Here is a 20,298-nt window from a genome sequence, read left to right as displayed (position 1 = left end):
CACCGCACTTTTTTGTGAATTATTACTGAACGTTCGTTCATTTTTGTGTTGTGTATTGTAACAGAAAAAAAATGAGATTGAAATTATTTCAATAAATCATTCATCAAAGGCAAAAAATTTTTATATAATGCAAGCAAGTGCAAAATAAGGAGTAAATCATGACATTAAGAATTGGTATCGTTGGCGCTGGCGGTAGAATGGGGCGACAACTTATTCAAGCGGTGCATAATGCACAAGGTGTGGAATTAGGTGCTGCATTTGAGCGAGCAGGATCTTCTTTAATTGGCAGTGATGCAGGAGAGCTTGCTGGTATTGGACATTTGGGTATTCAGGTTCAGGGTGAACTAGCGCAGGCAGTTGATCAATTTGATGTGTTAATTGATTTTACTCGTCCTGAAGGCACGTTAAATCATATTACCACCTGTGTTACTCATCAGAAAAAAATGATTATTGGTACCACAGGATTTGATGAAGCAGGAAAACAAGCTATTCAAACTGCAGCGGAAAAGATTGGTATTGTTTTTGCTTCTAATTATAGCGTGGGCGTGAATTTAGTGTTTAAATTATTGGAAAAAGCTGCAAAAGTGATGGGCGATTATTGTGATATTGAAGTGATTGAAGCGCATCATCGTCATAAAGTGGATGCGCCTTCCGGTACTGCTTTATCCATGGGCGAACATATAGCTAAGGTTTTAGGGCGTGATTTAAGCAAAGATGGCGTATTTGCTCGACAAGGTATTACAGGCGAACGTAAGTTAAATGAAATTGGTTTTTCAACGATTCGCGCATCAGATGTTGTTGGTGAACATTCTGTTTGGTTTGCGGATATTGGCGAGCGAGTAGAAATTTCACACAAAGCATCTAGTCGAATGACCTTCGCTAATGGTGCAGTAAGAGCGGCAAAATGGATTGCTGATCAGCCTAACGGTTTATATGATATGACGGATGTGTTGGATCTGAATAATTTATAAATGACATAAAAAAGTGCGGTGGATTTCACCGCACTTTTTGTTTCGGAGCGAAATATTATTGTACTAATAAATAGAAATTATTATTGCCACGCTTAATATTTAACGCGATCACAGAAGGTTTTTTATCTAAAGCTTCTTTTAATTCTCTTAAATTATTAACACTTTGACGGTTAACGCCCACAATTAAGTCACCCACTTTTAAACCACGTTGAGCAGCAGAGGAGTTTGTTGCCACTTTCACGATTTCCACGCCATCTTTATGATTATTAAATACTGCACCTTCTAATGCTGGGATTAAATCATTTGCGTCAGAAGACACAGATTGAACTAAATCATCTGATTGTAAGGTCACTTTTGTGGTTTCTGTTTTACCATCGCGCCAGTAGGTTAGCTCAAAGGTTTTACCTGCGCCAGAAGTCGCAATTTTGGCACGCAACTCAGCGAAACTTATAATTTTTTGACCATTAAGAGCAATGATTACATCGCCTGCTTTTAAGCCAGCTTTTTCTGCCGCTGATTTTGGTAATACTTCACTGATAAATGCACCTTGTTGTGCATCTACATTAAATGCTTTGGCTAAATCTGCATTTAATTCGCCACCTTTGATACCTAAAACACCACGACGTACTTCGCCAAATTCAACGATTTGTTGTACTAAATTATTCGCCATATTAACAGGAATAGCAAAAGCAATCCCTGCATTGCCACCACTTGGTGAAATAATAGCAGTGTTGATACCAATTAATTCGCCATTTAAGTTGACTAATGGACCGCCAGAGTTACCGCGGTTTACTGCCGCATCTGTTTGAATGTAGTTTTCATAAGTACCACTGTCTGATCCCATTGAACGACCTAAAGCTGACACAATGCCCGAAGTAACGGTTTGTCCTAAACCAAATGGGTTACCGATCGCTACAGTAAAGTCGCCAACGCGAAGTTTGTCGCTATCTGCCATTTTAACTGCGGTTAAATTTTTCGGATTTTCGAGTTGAACTAAAGCTACGTCAGATTGTTTATCTGCACCGAGGATTTTACCTTTAAATTCACGACCATCATGTAATGTCACAGTAATAGTATCAGCTTTATTGACAACGTGATTATTGGTTAATACATAGCCTTTTTCTGCATTAATAATGACACCTGATCCCATGCCTCTGAATTTACGTGGTGAGGATGAACGACCACCGAAAATATCATCACCAAAGAAACGACGGAATTCTTCAGGAATACCCATATCCATTTGGGAGTTTGCGCTGTCTTTTCCTTCCACATGAATAGATACAACAGTTGGTAATACTTTTTCTAGCATAGGCGCTAAGCTTGGTATTGTTGTCCCCGAAACTTCGGTTGGTAATTGCGCCATGCTTGTTGTTGGCGCTAAAACACTTAGTCCTAATACAATTGCACTTAGGGCAAAATGGATTTTTTTCATCTTCATAAGTTTTCTCCTAAATAAAATAGAACAAATAAATCTCAGTGCTCTATATGACAAAAAAATGGGGCAAATGTTCATAAATTCAAGACTGGAGAATAAAAAAACGCTCCCAATAGGATGGGAGCGTTCTATTTATCGCAAAAGTGCGGTTAATTTTTTAGCACTTTTTATTGTGTCGCTTGGATTGCTGTGAGCGCAATGGTGTAAACGATATCATCAACTAATGCACCACGAGATAAATCGTTTACTGGTTTACGCATACCTTGTAGCATTGGACCAATAGACACTAAGTCTGCTGAGCGTTGTACCGCTTTATATGTGGTATTACCTGTATTTAAATCTGGGAAAATAAATACAGTCGCTTTACCAGCAACAGGTGAATTTGGCGCTTTAGATTTCGCAACATCTTCCATTACCGCAGCATCATATTGTAACGGACCATCAATTAATAAATCAGGGCGTTTTTCTTTTGCAATACGTGTTGCTTCTTTCACTTTTTCTACATCAGCACCTGAGCCTGATGTACCTGTTGAATAAGAAATCATCGCTACTTTTGGATCAATACCAAATGCTTTTGCAGAATCAGCAGATTGGATAGCAATTTCAGCAAGTTGTTCAGCTGTAGGATCTGGGTTTACCGCACAGTCACCATAAACTAGCACTTGATCTGGTAACAACATGAAGAAAATTGAAGAAACAATTGAGCTACCAGGTGCTGTTTTGATAATTTGCATTGGTGGACGGATAGTATTGGCTGTAGTATGCACCGCGCCAGAAACTAAACCATCAACTTCATTTGCTTCTAACATCATGGTTCCAAGAACAACGTTGTCTTCAAGTTGTTCACGAGCAGAAGTTTCAGTCATTCCTTTTGCTTTGCGAAGTTCAACTAAACGATTAACGTAGTTTTCACGAACAGAAGCAGGATCAATTACAGTAATGCCTTTACCAAGTACCACATCTTGTGCTTCAGCAACACGTTGTACATCCGCAGGGTTTGCTAAAAGTACACATTCTGCAATACCACGTTCTGCACAAAGTACAGCTGCTTTAATTGTACGAGGTTCATCACCTTCAGGTAGTACAATGCGTTTTTTAGCTGCACGAGCTAATTCGGTTAATTGGAAACGGAATGCTGGAGGTGATAAACGACGAATACGAGAAGATTCACCAACGATTTGGTTAATGAAATCAGTATCAAATTGTTGGCTAGTGTATTGTTTGATGTTTTCAATACGTTCTTTGTCGTCAACAGGGACTTCTAAATTGAAACTTTGTAGGCTGAGCGCTGTTTGCCAAGTATTGCCTTCAATACGGAAAATAGGTAAACCTGAGGTCTCAAAAGCGCGTTGGCATAATTTATTGATTTGGTTATCAATTTTATAACCACCAGTTAATAAGATACCGCCAAGTTCAATACCATTTGTTGCAGCAAGCGCTGCTGCTGTTAATACATCAGGGCGATCCGCGGAGGTCACTAATAAGCTACCAGTACGGAAATGCTCAACCATATTTGGTAAGGTACGAGCACAGAAAGTAATGCCACGAATACGGCGTGTTTGGCTTTCACCTTCATGAATAATAGATGCGCCTAAGTGTTTGATTAAATCTACAACACGACTTGCCACAAGCTCGGTATTCCAAGGAATACATGCAAGCACTTTAATTGGGCTGGTTGCAAATAAGCGATAAACCTCGCCAGCTTGATTATGGCTATGTTGGAATGAGTCGAAAATTTCAGTTAAATCAGGGCGTGTGCGACCAGTGTCATCAACTGGAGCATTGAATTTATTGATAACCACACCAAGTAGGTTAGGGTTTGATTTACCACCAAAAGACGCTGCCGCTGCTTCAACGCGTTCTTTTAATTCCGCAGGAGTATCTGTGGATGGTGCTACCACTAAAATTATTTCTGCATCTAATGCTTGAGCAATTTCATAGTTAATGCTGTTTGCATAAGAATTTTTACGTGTTGGGATTAAGCCTTCAACAATCACAATATCATTGTCTTTAGCTAATTTTTGATGGCGTTCAACCACTTTTTCTAATAACACATCCGTTTGATTTTGACCGATTAAGTTTTCTGCTTCACTTAACATGAATGGTTCAGCGGTTTCAATACTTGTGCTGGTACGAACGATAGAAGTTGTACGGTCTAATTTATCTTCGCCAGTATTGGGTTGAGAAATTGGTTTTAGGAAACCAATTTTGCTGCCTTTTTGTTCCAAAGCTTCGATTAAACCTAGACTTACACTAGTTAAACCAATGCCACTGCTAATTGGAATAAGAATAATAGTTCTGGACATAATTTTTCCTAAGTTTGAGATAAAAAAGAAACTGCCGATATCTATCGGCAGCTTATTCTATTTGATTAGAAGCAAAGACCTGCAGTGTCTTGTGCAATTACTAATTCTTCGTTAGTTGGAATTACCATAGCAACTGGTGTGTTATCAGCTGTAATAATACCTTCATTACCAAAACGCGCTGCTAAGTTTTTATCATGATCTAATTGGTAACCGAATAATTTTAAGTGACCTAATGCTTTTTCACGAACAAGGGCAGAGTTTTCACCAATACCACCAGTGAATACGATTGCATCTAAACGATCACCAATAACCGCCATGTAAGAACCGATATATTTCGCTAAACGGTAGCAGAATACATCTAAAGCACGTTTTGCTGGCTCTTCTTTGTCGTAGTTATCTTCTGCATAGCGGCAGTCACTAGTAATTTGAGTTAAACCTAATAAACCTGATTTTTTAACTAAGGTTTCTTCAATTTGTTCAACAGACATGCCTAATGATTTATGCATATAGAAAATAATTGCTGGATCTAAGTCGCCTGAACGAGTACCCATGACTAAGCCTTCTAATGGCGTGAAACCCATAGAAGTATCAATACATTCACCATTGCGGATTGCAGCAACAGAAGCACCATTACCTAAGTGGCAAGTAATTACATTGATTTTATCTGCTGGAATACCTAAACGATCTGCAACTTCGCGGCTAACGAAATAGTGGCTTGTACCATGCATACCATAACGGCGAACACCTTTTTCTTTATATAATTCGTATGGCAATGCATATAAGAATGCTTGCTCAGGCATTGTTTGATGGAATGCAGTGTCAAATACAGCAACGTTATTATTTTTTAAATGTGGGAAAGCTTTAAATGCTTCTTGGATACCGATTAAATGAGCAGGGTTGTGCAGTGGCGCAAATTCTGCTGCTTCTTGAATACCTTGAACAACTTCATCAGTAATCACAACTGATTTAGTGTATTTTTCGCCGCCATGAACAATACGGTGACCGATCGCAGCAATGCTGTCTTTTAATTCTTGCGTTAAGATATGAGAAACAATGAAGTTTAATGCTTCACTGTGCGCAGCACCTGCGCCTAAATCTGCATTACCTTTTTCGCCATTTAATTTCCATTTGATACGTGCTTCTGGAAGATAGAAAGCTTCAGCTAAACCTGATAATTTTTCTTCGCCAGAAACAGGATCTAAGATTGCAAATTTTAATGATGAACTACCACAGTTTAAGATAAGAACTAATTTTGACATAAATTAACCTATTATGTAGGGTTGAAATTAAAATGTATTCAGCTCAATTTAAGCTGAACAGAGGTTGAAAACCATCTTGCCGCATAGGATACACTTTTCAGGCTATAAAATAAATTATTAAGCATGGAAAAATGTCAATTTCTTCAAAAGAAATTGATAAATTCAATATTTTTTGAAAAGTGCGGTGTAAAATTTCGTCGTTTTTGCTACATCAGAGATCATTAATGTAACCTAAAATGGCTTTTGTTAACTCAACATAATGACCTTTAAAGCGATGACTGAAATTCAGTAAATAATAAAATTGATATATAAGTTTACGCTCTGCATAGCCATCATCTAGGGGGAACACTTGCTGATAGCTTTGGTAAAATGCTTCAGGGAAGGGTTCAAATAATTCACTAAACGCCAAATCACATTCACGATCGCCCCAATAACAAGCAGGATCGTAACTATATATTTGATCTTTCACTTTAGCGCAATTTTCAATCCATAAGTTACCATGTAACAATGAGGGTTTCGGTTTATGTTTAGCAAGTTTTTTCGCGATCATTGACACGATTTCATCAATATTGCCAAAGTCCAATCCCTTTTCATGACAAATCTGTAATTGCCAACCGATACGTTGTTCTGCAAAAAAGGTTGCCCAATTATTGTGCCACGCATTTGGTTGATGGACGGGGCCTAACCAAGTATCAAAATCTAAACCATAACATTCAGGTCCCTGTACTTGATGTAATTGTGCTAATTCCTTGCCGAATTGAGCAAAATCTTCTTCATCATCTTGTTCAATTGACAAAGCTTCTAATAATAAGAAACTGTGATTTTGCGAACAACCGACCGCATAAGCTTGAGGCACTTTAATGGTATGTGTTTTTGCTAATAGCTCAAGTTGATCTGCTTCTGCGCGGAACATCGAACGATAGGATTTCTCGTTACATTTCACAAAAACGGGTTGCAAACCGTCATTAATCATCCAAGCTTCGTGCATTTCGCCTGTGTGAACTTTGTCTTTTTCTTTAATGTGATAATAAGCACCAAATTGATCTGCTAGTACTTGAGAAACGGATTTCCACATAATTACCCCCTTAAAATAACACGCAACTAGGATTAACTTGATATTAAAGGAATTTTTGTCAATAATCTGTGATGAAGTTCAAATTATAGAAAGAAAAAGGAGAGAATATGCAACTTTATGTTTATGATCATTGCCCTTATTGTATTCGTGCCCGCATGATTTTTGGACTGAAAAATATCCCATTCGAAAAACGCGTTTTATTAAATGACGATGAAACGACACCAATTGGATTAATTGGTAAAAAAGTTGTGCCAATTTTAGTGAAAGAAGATGGCACCGCCATGCCAGAAAGTTTAGATATTGTGCGTTATGTAGATACGCATTTTGGCTCGCCAATTTTATCGGAACAAGTTCGCCCCGCATTAGAGCAAGCAATGAAGAAAATTGGCAGCTATTATAATCATTTATTACTGCCTCGTTTTATTCAATTAGGTTTACCTGAGTATGGCACTGAAAGTGCGGTGCAATATTTTGTGAAAAAGAAAACGGACTTTATCGGGGATTTCGCTGAGAATTTATCGAACAGTCAGCAATATATCGATCAATTACAGCAAGATCTTATTGAACTGGGTAACTTGATTTTGGCTGAAGATAAAGCCAATGGCGAACAACTTTCTTTTGAAGATATTATGCTTTTCCCAATGTTGCGTAATTTAACTTGCGTGAAAGGATTAACATTCCCAACGCATGTTAAAAATTACATTAATACAATGGCACAACTAAGCCAAATAGATCTCTATTGGGAGAACGCTATTTAAGTTTTCAAGCTCACAAAAATTGTGTTAAAATGCACCGCACTTTTGCTCACACATTGTAGGTGTATATCAAAAGTGCGGTGCGTTTTGACGCACTTTATTTAATTAATTTAAATAGTCTTTATTATTGAATTAAAGTAATCTTATAAATCAATTCCGCAATAGTTTGTGCCTGCATTTTCTCCATAATATGTGAACGATGTACTTCCACTGTTCTTATAGAGATATTGAGTGTTTCTGCAATTTGTCTATTAATTTGTCCTTGTAATAATAAATTTAAAATTTCAATTTCTTTATTACTCAATTGCTGATAACAAGTTTGAATGTGGTGACGTTGTGTATTGGCTAGCGTTTTTTCTGTTGCTAATTTTAACGTAGCCTGTAATTGTGAAAACTGAACAGGCTTTTGTAAGAAGTCCACTGCACCTTGTTTTAAGCCTTGTACGGCCATTGAAACATCAGCATAAGCAGTCATGATAATGACTGACATAGTGCTTTGTTTTTCACATAAAAATTGATGTACTTGTCTACCATCAAGCTCAGGCATATTCATATCTAAAATGACTATGGCTGGCTCGAAGTGTGATGCGTTTTCGATGAATTCTTTACTCTTCGACCAAGTTTTCACTTGATATCCTGCTTGTTCAAGTAAAAAGCGAGTAGCATCCAAGACATTAAGATCATCATCTACTAAATGGATCTGCATTTTTCCTCCTTCACCAAAGTTAAAATCACCTCGGCGCCTTGTTTATCTTGGCGATTTTGTAGGTGAATATCACCTCCAATAGTGTGAATTAAACGTTGACATAATACTAAACCTAAGCCTAAACCTTGATTTTTACTGCTACGAAAAGGTACGAAAGGAAAACGTAACTCAGTATCACTAAATCCGGTACCGTTATCTAAAATATGGATGTTAATTTTTTTATATGAAGGATTAACAACAATATGAATTTGACTTGAATGTGCTTGTGAAGCATTTAATAAACAGTTACATAAAATTTGTTCTAATAGAGTAGGTTGTATTCTTATTTTTAATTTTTCAGGGCAACTCAATTGTATTTTACTCATAGCGCTATGTTGCAATGTCATAAAATGGATTGTGCGTTGCAAAAATTTTTTCAGCTCAATACACTCTATATTTTCATTATTTTTTCTTTTTACCCAATCCATCAAATTACGAATAATGTCGGCTGTTTTATCCACTTGGTTAAGGATCTTATCTAAAATTTCCATAGACTTTTTATCTTGTTGTAGTTGTGGTAGATATTTAACGCCCTCGACATACATTCTAATGGCAGATAAAGGTTGATTAATTTCGTGGGCAATGCCTGCGCTCATTTCGCCTAAAATACTTAAACGATCTGCTTGAATAAGTTGTTGTTCATACTGACGCATTTCCTCGTAAGCAGTTTGTAGTGCCTTGCTTTTACGATAAATTTGAATCCTAATCCAAAGATAATTTAATATTAATAATAAGACGATGATAATGATCCAAAATCGATATTGATAAAACCAGTAGCGTAAGCTATCCCATAAATTTTGTTGTGGATGTTTATGTAATTGGCGCAATAGGCTGTCTGCTTGACTGGTGGAATAAGGCGGTGTCCATTGTGGTAAGTGCGGTGGAATTTCACTGAGTAATAGACGAACTAACTGCGCTGCCAGTGATTCTGGCACTTGTGGCATGGCAGCCAGCGACCAATTAGGCAGTAACACCGTGCTAGCAAGGCAATCTAGATCATTCGTTTTACTGTCTAATAAACGGAAATTTTCACTTTTAATTGTCCCTTCTTTCACTAATTCCTCAAAAATACAAACGGGAACAATGGCGCCATCTACTTTTTTCTCTTGTAGTAAAAGTAAAGTGTTATCAACCGGGAAACCAGTAAAAACAAGTTTAAAATCTTTATTTTCAATGAGTCCTTGTTGATAAAATTCGTTATAACCTAATAAAAACCCACCAAAGGCATTTTTTCCAACAGCGCTAATAGTATGAGATTTTAAATCTGACAGTTGCTTAAAATCGCTGTCTTGACGTACAAAAATAGCGCTACCAATTCTTCCTCGACTATGTTGACGAATTTGGCGAGGAGACATCAGAGTCACTAACCAACGTACCGTATTATTATTTTTTAAGTAAAAGAATTGAGCTTGATTCGTGAGAATAAAATCTACACCTTGTGCTTGCTCTTGTTCAAGATCGTTTAGATCGAGAGTGACAAGAGAAAAATATTGTTCAGGTAATTGTTGATTGAGCCAATCAATCCAAGGCTGCCATGTGGTGTGAGCATGAGAGACACCTCGTTGTGCTAATATGCCAATACGCCATTCCTGTGCGTATAGGATGCTAGGTAGTAAAGTACAGAACAAAATAAAGCTTTTCAAAAATAGACCGCACTTTTTCACATTTGTTTCCTTTTTTTGATAGAGATCAAATTCACTTATTTTTTATGTGGAAAACCACAATGGTTTTCTTAGTTAGATTACTGAACAATACGTGAAAAAAAATGATAACTCAATGGAATTATATGGGGAATGATACAAGGGGGAGGAAATGCAAGTAACAAAACGGACTTTTTTGAAAAGTTTATCTGCTTTAACTGTGGGGCAGGCTTTTATTCCTTTCAGCCAAGCTGAAAGTCAATTTCAACCTAAACGGCGTGCAGGTAATGAAAAACATCGTTATGCTATGTTGATCGATTTAAGACGTTGTATTGGTTGCCAATCTTGTACAGTGAGCTGTGCTGTAGAAAATAACATTCCAATTGGACAGTTTCGTACTACTGTTCGTCAGTATGAAGTGAGCTATGCACAACAAGTGAATAATGTGTTGTTACCTCGCTTATGTAATCATTGTGATAATCCTCCTTGTGTGCCCGTTTGTCCTGTACAAGCTACTTATCAGCGTAAAGACGGGATTGTAGTGGTTGATAACAAGCGTTGCATTGGTTGTGCTTACTGCGTGCAAGCTTGCCCTTATGATGCGCGTTTTATCAATGAGGAAACTAAAACGGCAGATAAATGTACATTTTGTGCCCATCGCTTAGAAGTAGGATTATTACCTGCTTGTGTGGAAAGTTGCGTTGGTGGTGCGCGTATTATCGGCGACCTGCTTGATCCCAATAGCCAAATTAGCCAAATGGTAAAAGAATTTAAATCTCAACTTAAAGTACTAAAACCTGAATCAGGCACATTACCTCAAGTATTTTATTTAGGACTTGATGATGCCTTTGTGAGCCAAGTGCAAGGGCAACCTATGTTATGGCAAGGAAAGGAGGCATAGTATGACTATTCGTGAAATTCTTGTTGAACCACAGGGTGTTACATGGTTACCTTGGGCTGTAAGTTATTTTTTCTTTATTGGACTATCGTTTTCCTCTGTATTTATTGCTTTTTTTCTTTATCAGCGTGAAAAGCACATAAGTAAAGAATTTATAGCGATTGGCGTTGCGTTGGTTTGTGCTTTTGTTGCATCTATAGCTTTAATAGCTGATCTGCACCAACCAAGCCGTATAATAAATTTTTATTTACATCCAACACCTTGGTCATGGATGGCATGGGGCGCTTTATTTTTACCATTCTTTATTTTCTGTCTATTAACCTATTTTGTTTGTTTATTGCGTCAAGTTATCCCCATGGACATATTGCCGAAGTGGTTACACGTGCTTTATAAAGGGCAATTGAATTTACCTCGTTGGGTATCAGTATGTCGTCTTTCTAGTCTGATATTGGGCTTATTAATCTTACTTTATACCACCATGGAAGTATTTGTTGTGGCTGCTCATCCATTATGGCATCAGTATTGGTTAATGCCATTGATTTTATTTAGCGTTCTACCAACTGCCAGTATGCTTTGTGAATTTTGTATTCAGCTCTGCTTACCTACGCAGACGTCAACTTTATTACATCGTATAAACTTAGTGAGTTTAGTACTTTTAATCTGTTCGATAATTGGTCTCTATTTCTTCTCAAATCAGACCGCACTGCAGCTCACTCAACTTTGGCAGTCTAGTGGTTTACCTTTAATAATTTGCTTGTTGATTGGCCTATTAATGCTTTTTGTAAGCTTACCAAATAATTTCATCACTCGTTTACTAAACTTATTGATGGCTGTAGGTATGACTTGGCTCGTGCGTTGGGTGCTGCTCATTCAAGTGCAATTGTTATCTAAATATAGTGCAGCCATTCATCCATATACATTAAATTGGGAAGTGGATGGCATTATCGGCATATTGGCTATGTTCAGTTTATGGTTTTTTATTACCTTTGTATTCTGGCAATATGTTTATAGACAACTTTACTTACAGAATGGTGTGCAATCGATGGTAGGGGGACAATATGAATAAGCAAAAAAGAAATTTGTTAAAAGGTGGGTTAGCGGTGGGCACAGCCACTGCATTTTGTGCGGGCTATGTCCCTAAATTAAAAGAAATTGCCGTAGGTCTTACAAAAGGTACTTCGGGAGAAGTAACAAAAGATGCTATTTATGGCAATGCCTTAACTCCTGAATATCAAGTTAAAGATGGACAACTGATTGGTAATAATCAACAAGTTGTGTGCAATACACAATGTATGGGTTGTTGGACATTATGTGGTTTACGTGTACGCGTGGATGTCGAACAAAATAAATTGTTACGTATTAACGGCAATCCTTATCATCCACTTTCTGCCGAAAAATATATCAATTTTAATCAACCAGTTCGTGAGGCAGAGTTAAGCGTAGCAGGGGAAAATGGATTAGTGCAACGCTCAACGGCTTGTGCGAGGGGTTCTGCATTTTTAGAAGGTATCAATAGCCCTTATCGTATAACTCAACCTTTAAAACGCGTCGGTAAACGTGGAGAGGGGAAATGGCAAACTATCAGTTTTGAACAGCTTGTTGACGAAGTTGTCAATGGAGGGGATTTATTTGGTGAAGGTCATGTGGAGGGCCTAAAGTCAATTCGTGATTTAAAAACCCCTGTGGATCCGATAAATCCAGAGTTTGGTGCGAAAGTAAATCAGTTAATGGTTACTTTCGCAGGTCCTGAAGGACGGCAACCTTTGCTTAAACGTTTTGCTAATAACAGTTTTGGTACCATTAATTTTGCTTCTCATGGCTCTTTTTGCGGATTATCTTATCGTGCAGGTTCTGGAGCATTTATGAATGATTTAGATAACAATGCTCATGCGAAACCTGATTGGGATAATGCCGAGTTTATTTTATTTATGGGAACATCGCCAGCTCAAGCAGGAAATCCGTTTAAACGTCAGGCAAGACAATTAGCAAAACAACGTACGGAAGATAATTTTGATTATGTCGTCGTGGCACCACGTTTAGAATTAAGTTCTATTAAAGCTACGGATAATAACCGTTGGATTCCTATTATACCTGGGACGGATCTTTCTTTATCATTAGCTATGTTACGTTGGATTATTGAGAATGAACGCTATAATGCAGACTATTTACGCATACCAAGTGAAACAGCAATGCAGCAAGTAAATGGTGCCAGCTTTTGTAATGCCACCCATTTATTTATTGCCGATCAAACAGATAAAAATTATGGAAAAGCCCTTCGTATTCAAGATTTACAAGATGTTGCAGAACCTGAAAAAGCGGAAGATGGCGATATTATGGTTAAAGACGGTGTCAGTGGTGAATTTATCCCATCGCGTCAATGTCAAAGTGCGGTACTTTTTGTGGACGATTTGGTTCAGTTGAAAGATGGCAGAGAAATCAGAGTAAAATCCGCTTTGCAATTATTAAAAGAATCTTGTTTTGAACAGCCCCTTGAAACCTATGCCGAGCAGTGCGGAGTGCCAGTTGATACTATTATTCAATTGGCCAAAGAATTTACTTCTCATGGTCATCGTGCCTCAGTAGTTACCCATGGTGGAACCATGCATAGTAATGGATTTTATACTGCGTGGGCTATTTTATTGCTCAATGCAATGGTGGGCAATATGAATAAAAAAGGCGGCATGAGTATGTCTGGTGGCAAATTTAAAGATTTTGGTGGTGGTCCTCGTTATGATTTAGCCAATTTTGACAATATGGTCAAACCGAAAGGTATTAATTTAGCACGCAGTAAAAAGTCGTATGAAAAATCTTCTGAGTTTAAACGTAAAGTTGAACAAGGGCAGAATCCTTATCCTGCAAAAGCAGCTTGGTATCCTTTTGCAGGCGGGCAAATGTCTGAAATGATTACCTCTGCTTTACAAGGTTATCCTTATTCCCTTAAAGCATGGATTAGCCACATGAGTAATCCATTGTATGGGATGACGGGAATCCATCATATTACAGATGAAAAACTGCGTGAACCGAAAATTTTACCGCTATTTATTGCGGTGGATGCCTTTATGAATGAAACTACAGCAATGGCAGATTATATTGTGCCAGATACGCATAACTTTGAAAGTTGGGGGTTTAGTACACCTTGGGCTGGCGTGCCAACTAAAACAAGTACAGCTCGTTGGCCTGTGGTAGAGTCAATAAATGGAAAAACTGCAGATGGTGAAACCATCTGTATGGAAAGTTTTATTATTGCCATTGCGAAAGCCATGAACTTAGCAGGGTTTGGTGACAACGCAATTACAGATAAACAAAAAAATTACTATCCATTGAATCGCTCTGCAGACTTCTTTTTACGTGCTGCTGCTAATATTGCCTATGATGGTAAAGAGCCGGTAAACGATGCTTTACCCGAGGACTTATTATTGACAGGAGTTCAGCGTCTGATGCCACAATTTGAGCAGATCTTAAAGCCCGAAGAAGTGATGAAAGTAGCAAATATTTATTGTAAAGGGGGACGTTTTGCTCCTTATCAAAGTGCATGGCAAGAAGACAATATGCAAGCCAAATGGAAAAATTGTTTGCAAATTTGGAATGAAAAAGTAGCTACTGCAAAACATGCACAAACAGGTAAGCATTATCATGGTTGTCCAACCTATTTTGAACCACAATTTGCTAATAATAGTACGGTTGAAAGTCGCTATCCATTAGCACAATGGCCATTTAAATTGGTTTCATTTAAATCCAATTTAATGAGCAGTATTACCGCACCTTTATTAAGACTACATAGCATTAAGCCTGATGGCATTGTTGCCATGAACGAACAAGATGCACAGCAATATGGATTTAGTCATGGCGAATTAGTGCAATTAGCCACACCAGGTGGACAACAGCATGTTCAGATCATCCTCATTGAAGGCGTGATTAGAGGCACTATTGCCATTGAGCATGGTTATGGCCATAAACAATTGGGGGCTACAAGCTATGTGATTGATGGTAAAGAAATTCAAGGTCATACTCAAATTAAACGTGGCGTGAATATCAATGCTCTTGGGGTGTTGGATGATACTAAAGAAATTGCATCACCTTGGGTAGATTGGGTATGTGGTTCAGCTGTAAGACAGGGGATTCCTGCTAAATTAACGAAATTGACTTAATTTACAGCTTAATTTTTCACTCTGTTTTTATTTAATTACATTAATAAAATGGCACAACTAAGCCAAATAGATCTCTATTGGGAGAACGCTATTTAAGTTTTCAAGCTCATAAAAATTGTGCTAAAATGCACCGCACTTTTGCTCACACATTGTAGGTGTATATCAAAAGTGCGGTGCGTTTTGACGCACTTTTTTATTTATCATTAGTTTAGAAATCAACAAGTAACCTCTCGTATGGGTTACCACTGTAAAGGAAAAATTATGCCAATTATTACCCTTCCAGACGGCTCTCAACGCCAATTCGATAATCCTGTTTCAGTTTTAGAAGTTGCCCAAAGCATTGGGGCAGGGCTTGCCAAAGCAACCATCGCAGGGCGTGTGAACGGCGTGCGTCGTGATGCCTGCGACATTATCAGCGAAGATGCTTCTCTGGAAATTATTACTGCAAAAGATGAAGACGGTTTAGAAATTATCCGCCACTCCACTGCCCACTTGCTCGGTCACGCTATTAAGCAACTTTTCCCTGATGTGAAAATGGCAATCGGTCCGACTATCGACAATGGCTTTTATTATGATGTGGATTTAGACCGTTCTTTAACGCAAGAAGATATTGATGCCCTTGAAAAACGCATGCTAGAACTGGCGAAAACCAACTATGATGTGGTAAAAAAAGTGGTTAGCTGGCAAGAAGCCCGTGATACCTTTGAACGCCGTGGCGAGCCGTACAAAATGGCGATTTTAGATGAAAATATCGACCGTTGCGACACGCCAGCACTTTATCATCACGAAGAATATACCGATATGTGCCGTGGGCCACACGTTCCCAATATGCGTTTCTGCCACCATTTCAAATTGATGAAAATCGCAGGGGCGTACTGGCGTGGCGACAGCAAAAACAAAATGTTGCAACGTATTTACGGCACCGCGTGGGCAGATAAAAAACAATTAAGCGAATATTTAACCCGTTTGGAAGAAGCGGCAAAACGTGACCACCGTAAAATCGGTAAAGCCTTAGATTTATATCATATGCAAGAAGAAGCACCAGGTTTGGTGTTCTGGCACAACGACGGCTGGACGATTTTCCGTGAGCTAGAAACCTTCGTGCGTACCAAACTCAAAGAGTACGATTATCAGGAAGTAAAAGGTCCGTTTATGATGGACCGTGTGCTGTGGGAAAAAACAGGTCACTGGCAAAACTACGGCGATTTAATGTTCACCACTCAATCAGAAAACCGTGAATATGCAATCAAACCGATGAACTGCCCAGGTCACGTTCAAATCTTTAATCAAGGCTTGAAATCTTACCGTGATTTGCCAATTCGTATGGCAGAATTTGGTTCTTGCCACCGTAACGAACCGTCTGGTTCTCTGCACGGCTTAATGCGTGTGCGTGGCTTCACTCAAGACGATGCTCACATTTTCTGTACCGAAGAACAAATCGAAAGCGAAGTAACAGCCTGTATCAAAATGGTGTACGACATTTACAGCACCTTCGGCTTCCAAAACATTCAAGTGAAACTTTCCACTCGCCCTGAAAAACGTATCGGTGCGGACGAAATGTGGGATCGTGCGGAAGAAGGCTTAGCAAATGCTTTACGCCACAATGGCTTGGAATACGAAATCCAAGAAGGAGAAGGGGCATTCTACGGGCCGAAAATTGAATTTGCCTTGCGTGACTGCTTAGATCGTGAATGGCAATGCGGTACTATCCAGCTCGACTTCGCCCTACCAGGTCGCTTAGATGCGTCTTATGTGGCGGAAGACAACGGTCGCCGGACTCCTGTAATGATCCATCGTGCGATTTTAGGTTCTATCGAACGTTTCATTGGTATCATCACCGAAGAATACGCTGGTTTCTTCCCAGCGTGGCTTGCACCAACTCAAGCTGTGGTTATGAACATCACCGACAGCCAAGCGGATTACGTGCAAAACGTGGTGAAAGCCTTGTCTGATGCTGGCTTGCGAGTGAAATCGGATCTTCGTAACGAAAAAGTAGGCTTCAAAATCCGTGAACACACCTTACGCCGTGTGCCGTATATGCTCGTTTGTGGCGATAAAGAGATCGAAGCGGGCAAAGTGGCAGTGCGTACTCGCAAAGGTGCAGATCTCGGTACCTTCACAATTGCAGAATTCACCGAAATGCTCAAAAAACAAGTGTATTCTCGTGAATTGAAATTGTTTGGCGAAGAGTAAATCCTCTTTATCTGTAAAAGTGCGGTTAATTTGACCGCACTTTTTTATAATAAGATTTTATCTAAAAAAGTGACTATTTATTACAAAATAATCTAATTATATTGCGGATATTTTAAATGCATTGATTGACATCTAAGATATTTATGGTAATTATTAAATGTACTTGCTTACAGGATTTAGCAAGTACATTTTTTTATATTTTTAACTTATATAACCACTTTAATAAGGAATCTAGCATGTCGTTTTTAAAGCAACTTAGTCGGTTATTGTCAAAATATACCGCACTTTTTATTATTTTATTAGCTGGGGTGACGTTTTTTAAACCTGAACTTTTTACTTGGGTAAAAGGGGATGCGCAAGTACTTATTCTTGGCTTAATTATGCTTTCTATGGGGATGACCTTAGGCGTTGATGATTATAAAATTCTTGCTCAGCGTCCCTTAGATGTTTTTATTGGTACAGTGGCACAATATAGTATTATGCCATTCGTTGCTATCAGTATTGCAAGATTCTTTGACTTATCGCCAGAACTGACGTTAGGATTAGTCTTAGTAGGTTGTTGTCCAGGTGGTGTTGCCTCTAATATTATGAGCTTTTTATGTAAAGGCGATGTGGCATTTTCCGTTGGAATGACCACTGTCTCAACTATTTTTGCACCAATTATGACGCCATTATTGCTCAACTTTTTAGTGGGTGAAACAGTGGATATGGACGGTTGGGCAATGTTCCGTTTTATGTTATTAGTTACCTTATTGCCTGTTGTAGTTGGCTCTCTTTTAAATATTACATTGCAAAAATACAAATGGTTCCAAGATTTGCGTGAATTAATGCCAGGTGTAGCGGTGATTAATTTTGCATTCATTGTTGGTGGTGTTGTTGCTGTTCATGGCAATAAATTCTTACATATCGGCTTTATTATTTTTGTTTGTATCCTATGCCATAATGTGATTGGTTATGTTTTAGGCTATTTGGCTGGCAAAGTTGTTGGCATGAGTAAAGAGAAAAAACGCACATTAGCTATTGAAGTTGGGGTACAGAATGCAGGATTAGCAACAGGATTGAGTGGTAAATTCTTCCCAAATACTGCGGAATCTGCAATTGTTTGTGCTGTTTCTACTGTATGGCATTCTGTTTCAGGCACTGTATTAGCCAATCTATTTATCTGGTGGGATAAACGAAGCAGTAAATAATCTTTGTTCAAGTAAAAGTGCGGTGAATTTCACCGCACTTTTTTATTGGTGGTGATAAAAGGACAAAGAGAGTATGATTGAGCATAAAACATGACATTGAGAGGTGCTTCTATGAACATTGAAAAAGTAAAACAACTATCGCCAGAATTAGCGTTGTATCAATATAATCAAATTCCCGTATTGGAATTAAAACATGCGGTTGGCGAAGCGAAAATTGCGTTGCAAGGCGCACAATTATTAACTTGGAAAGCTAAAAATGAAACTCACTCTGTTTTATGGTTAAGTGATATAGATCCTTTTACTTTAGGTAATGCGATTCGTGGTGGAATTCCTATTTGCTATCCTTGGTTTGGTGCAGCAAAACAACCTGCTCATGGCACTGCACGTATTGCATTGTGGGAACTCAGTGATTATGAGATTTCATCTGAAAAAGTGCGGTTAATTTTTTCCTTATTTGATCAACAAATTTTGCAAGCAAAAGTGGAAATGCAATTTAGCGAACATTGCCAAGTTACCTTCACACATTGTGTCGCTGAACCTGCTCAATTAGCATTACATAGCTATTTTCAGGTGGGCGATATTACGCAAGTTGAAGTCAATAATTTGCCAACGACGGTATTTAATAGCTTAACTCGTGAACAAGATACGGTGCCTGCAACACGCCAAATTGATCAAACAATTGATGCAATTTATCGTTTAGAGCAAACAACACATTATATCAATGATAAGAAATTGCAGCGTCAAATTGAGATTGAACATCAAAATGCCACAGAAATGGTATTGTGGAATCCATGGCATAAAGCAACAAGTGGTATGAAAGCAGAGGATTATCAACAGATGTTATGTGTGGAAACCGCTCGAATTCATACTGAATTGCAATCAGGCGAGAGTGTTTCTGTTTTATTAAAAGTGAACAAAAAATAGTTGTGTTTGCATTGCATAAATCTGCGAGATCGAGTAGAATCTTGCACGTTTTGTTTATTTTTGAACAGTAATTTATTTTCTTCTGAATTGCAGATGAAAGCCTAAGAAAACCAATAGAGGAATAAGACTATTAAAACCGTAAAAAAAGCACCAGTGACGAATCGCCCTAATCGTATTAATGACGAAATTAGAGTGAAGGAAGTTCGTTTAATCGATCAGGATGGCGAGCAAGCAGGTATCGTTTCTATTCAACAAGCCTTATCTATGGCAGAAGCTGCTGAATTAGACTTAGTTGAGATTAGTCCTAATGCCGAACCGCCAGTGTGCCGTATTATGAATTACGGTAAATTCCTTTATGAAAAAGGCAAAGCTGCAAAAGAGCAGAAGAAAAAGCAGAAAGTTGTACAAGTGAAGGAAATTAAATTCCGTCCTGGTACAGACGAAGGCGACTATCAGGTAAAACTACGCAGCCTGATTCGCTTTTTAGAAGAAGGGGATAAAGCTAAAATCACAGTTCGTTTCCGCGGACGTGAAATGGCTCACCAAGACATCGGACTAGATGTGTTAGAACGTGTGAAAAATGATTTAGCTGACATTTCTGTGGTTGAATCAGCACCGGGAAAACTTGAAGGTCGTCAAGCGGTGATGGTGTTAGCCCCTAAGAAGAAGTAATTAGCGCAGTTCAAGTAATAAAGTGCGGTTAATATTTTTGTTGTTTTTAACCCTATTTTATTCGCCTAATTATATGTATTAACGTTA

The 20,298-nt window shown here is 38.3% G+C and carries 15 protein-coding genes; 9 read left to right on the top strand and 6 right to left on the bottom strand.

What is annotated here, in order from left to right; translation table 11 throughout:
* Positions 1-158: 158 nt before the first annotated feature.
* The gene (dapB, locus tag ACUXZ4_RS07290; protein WP_464972552.1) at positions 159-971 is read left to right on the top strand and encodes a 4-hydroxy-tetrahydrodipicolinate reductase; all 813 of its coding nucleotides are present in this window, start codon (positions 159-161) and stop codon (positions 969-971) included.
* Between the two features lie 55 nt (positions 972-1,026).
* Here the strand turns inward: dapB and ACUXZ4_RS07285 are convergent, their stop codons facing one another.
* The 4 genes from ACUXZ4_RS07285 to ACUXZ4_RS07270 form a co-directional block, all read right to left on the bottom strand.
* Positions 1,027-2,403 (bottom strand): Do family serine endopeptidase, encoded by a 1,377-nt coding sequence (locus ACUXZ4_RS07285; protein ID WP_464974012.1) that lies wholly within the window; start codon positions 2,401-2,403, stop codon positions 1,027-1,029.
* Between the two features lie 170 nt (positions 2,404-2,573).
* A complete protein-coding gene (gene pta, locus ACUXZ4_RS07280; protein ID WP_464972551.1) occupies positions 2,574-4,712 on the bottom strand; it encodes a phosphate acetyltransferase in 2,139 nt (712 codons plus the stop codon).
* A 65-nt stretch (positions 4,713-4,777) separates the two neighbouring features.
* On the bottom strand, positions 4,778-5,971 hold the full coding sequence (locus tag ACUXZ4_RS07275) for an acetate kinase (protein WP_464972550.1): 1,194 nt from the start codon (positions 5,969-5,971) through the stop codon (positions 4,778-4,780).
* Positions 5,972-6,182: 211 nt separating this feature from the next.
* A complete protein-coding gene (locus ACUXZ4_RS07270; protein ID WP_464972549.1) occupies positions 6,183-7,046 on the bottom strand; it encodes a fructosamine kinase family protein in 864 nt (287 codons plus the stop codon).
* Between the two features lie 107 nt (positions 7,047-7,153).
* Between ACUXZ4_RS07270 and grxB the strand changes: the two genes are divergently transcribed.
* Complete coding sequence (gene grxB / locus ACUXZ4_RS07265) at positions 7,154-7,804, top strand: glutaredoxin 2 (RefSeq protein WP_464972548.1); 651 nt, start codon at positions 7,154-7,156, stop codon at positions 7,802-7,804.
* A 121-nt stretch (positions 7,805-7,925) separates the two neighbouring features.
* Here the strand turns inward: grxB and ACUXZ4_RS07260 are convergent, their stop codons facing one another.
* Entirely contained in the window at positions 7,926-8,507 is a 582-nt protein-coding gene (locus ACUXZ4_RS07260) for a response regulator (RefSeq protein WP_464972547.1), read from the bottom strand.
* Positions 8,492-10,210, bottom strand: coding sequence for a sensor histidine kinase (locus tag ACUXZ4_RS07255; RefSeq protein ID WP_464972546.1), 1,719 nt, complete (start codon positions 10,208-10,210; stop codon positions 8,492-8,494). Before ACUXZ4_RS07255 ends, ACUXZ4_RS07260 begins: the two co-directional genes overlap by 16 nt.
* Positions 10,211-10,358: 148 nt before the next feature.
* On the opposite strand from ACUXZ4_RS07255, the gene ttrB reads away from it, so the two are divergent.
* The 7 genes from ttrB (at position 10,359) to infC (ending at position 20,211) form a co-directional block, all read left to right on the top strand.
* Entirely contained in the window at positions 10,359-11,087 is a 729-nt protein-coding gene (gene ttrB, locus ACUXZ4_RS07250; protein WP_464972545.1) for a tetrathionate reductase subunit TtrB, read from the top strand.
* 1 nt (position 11,088) lies between these two features.
* Positions 11,089-12,150: an NrfD/PsrC family molybdoenzyme membrane anchor subunit gene (nrfD, locus tag ACUXZ4_RS07245; protein WP_464972544.1), complete on the top strand. Its 1,062-nt coding sequence runs from the start codon at positions 11,089-11,091 to the stop codon at positions 12,148-12,150.
* Complete coding sequence (locus tag ACUXZ4_RS07240; RefSeq protein WP_464972543.1) at positions 12,143-15,232, top strand: molybdopterin-dependent oxidoreductase; 3,090 nt, start codon at positions 12,143-12,145, stop codon at positions 15,230-15,232. The genes nrfD and ACUXZ4_RS07240 overlap by 8 nt, the downstream gene beginning before the upstream one ends.
* Before the next feature lie 261 nt (positions 15,233-15,493).
* Entirely contained in the window at positions 15,494-17,425 is a 1,932-nt protein-coding gene (thrS, locus tag ACUXZ4_RS07235) for a threonine--tRNA ligase (protein ID WP_464972542.1), read from the top strand.
* A gap of 236 nt (positions 17,426-17,661) precedes the next feature.
* A complete protein-coding gene (locus tag ACUXZ4_RS07230; RefSeq protein WP_464972541.1) occupies positions 17,662-18,615 on the top strand; it encodes a bile acid:sodium symporter family protein in 954 nt (317 codons plus the stop codon).
* 111 nt (positions 18,616-18,726) lie between these two features.
* A complete protein-coding gene (locus ACUXZ4_RS07225) occupies positions 18,727-19,539 on the top strand; it encodes a D-hexose-6-phosphate mutarotase (protein ID WP_464972540.1) in 813 nt (270 codons plus the stop codon).
* A 153-nt stretch (positions 19,540-19,692) separates the two neighbouring features.
* Positions 19,693-20,211: a translation initiation factor IF-3 gene (gene infC, locus ACUXZ4_RS07220; protein ID WP_464972539.1), complete on the top strand. Its 519-nt coding sequence runs from the start codon at positions 19,693-19,695 to the stop codon at positions 20,209-20,211.
* The last annotated feature ends 87 nt before the right edge of the window (positions 20,212-20,298 follow it).

The sequence above is a fragment of the Reella acinonychis genome (assembly GCF_052828705.1).
Note: the sequence above shows the minus strand (reverse complement) of the source record. Positions and strands in the feature narration are given on the sequence as shown.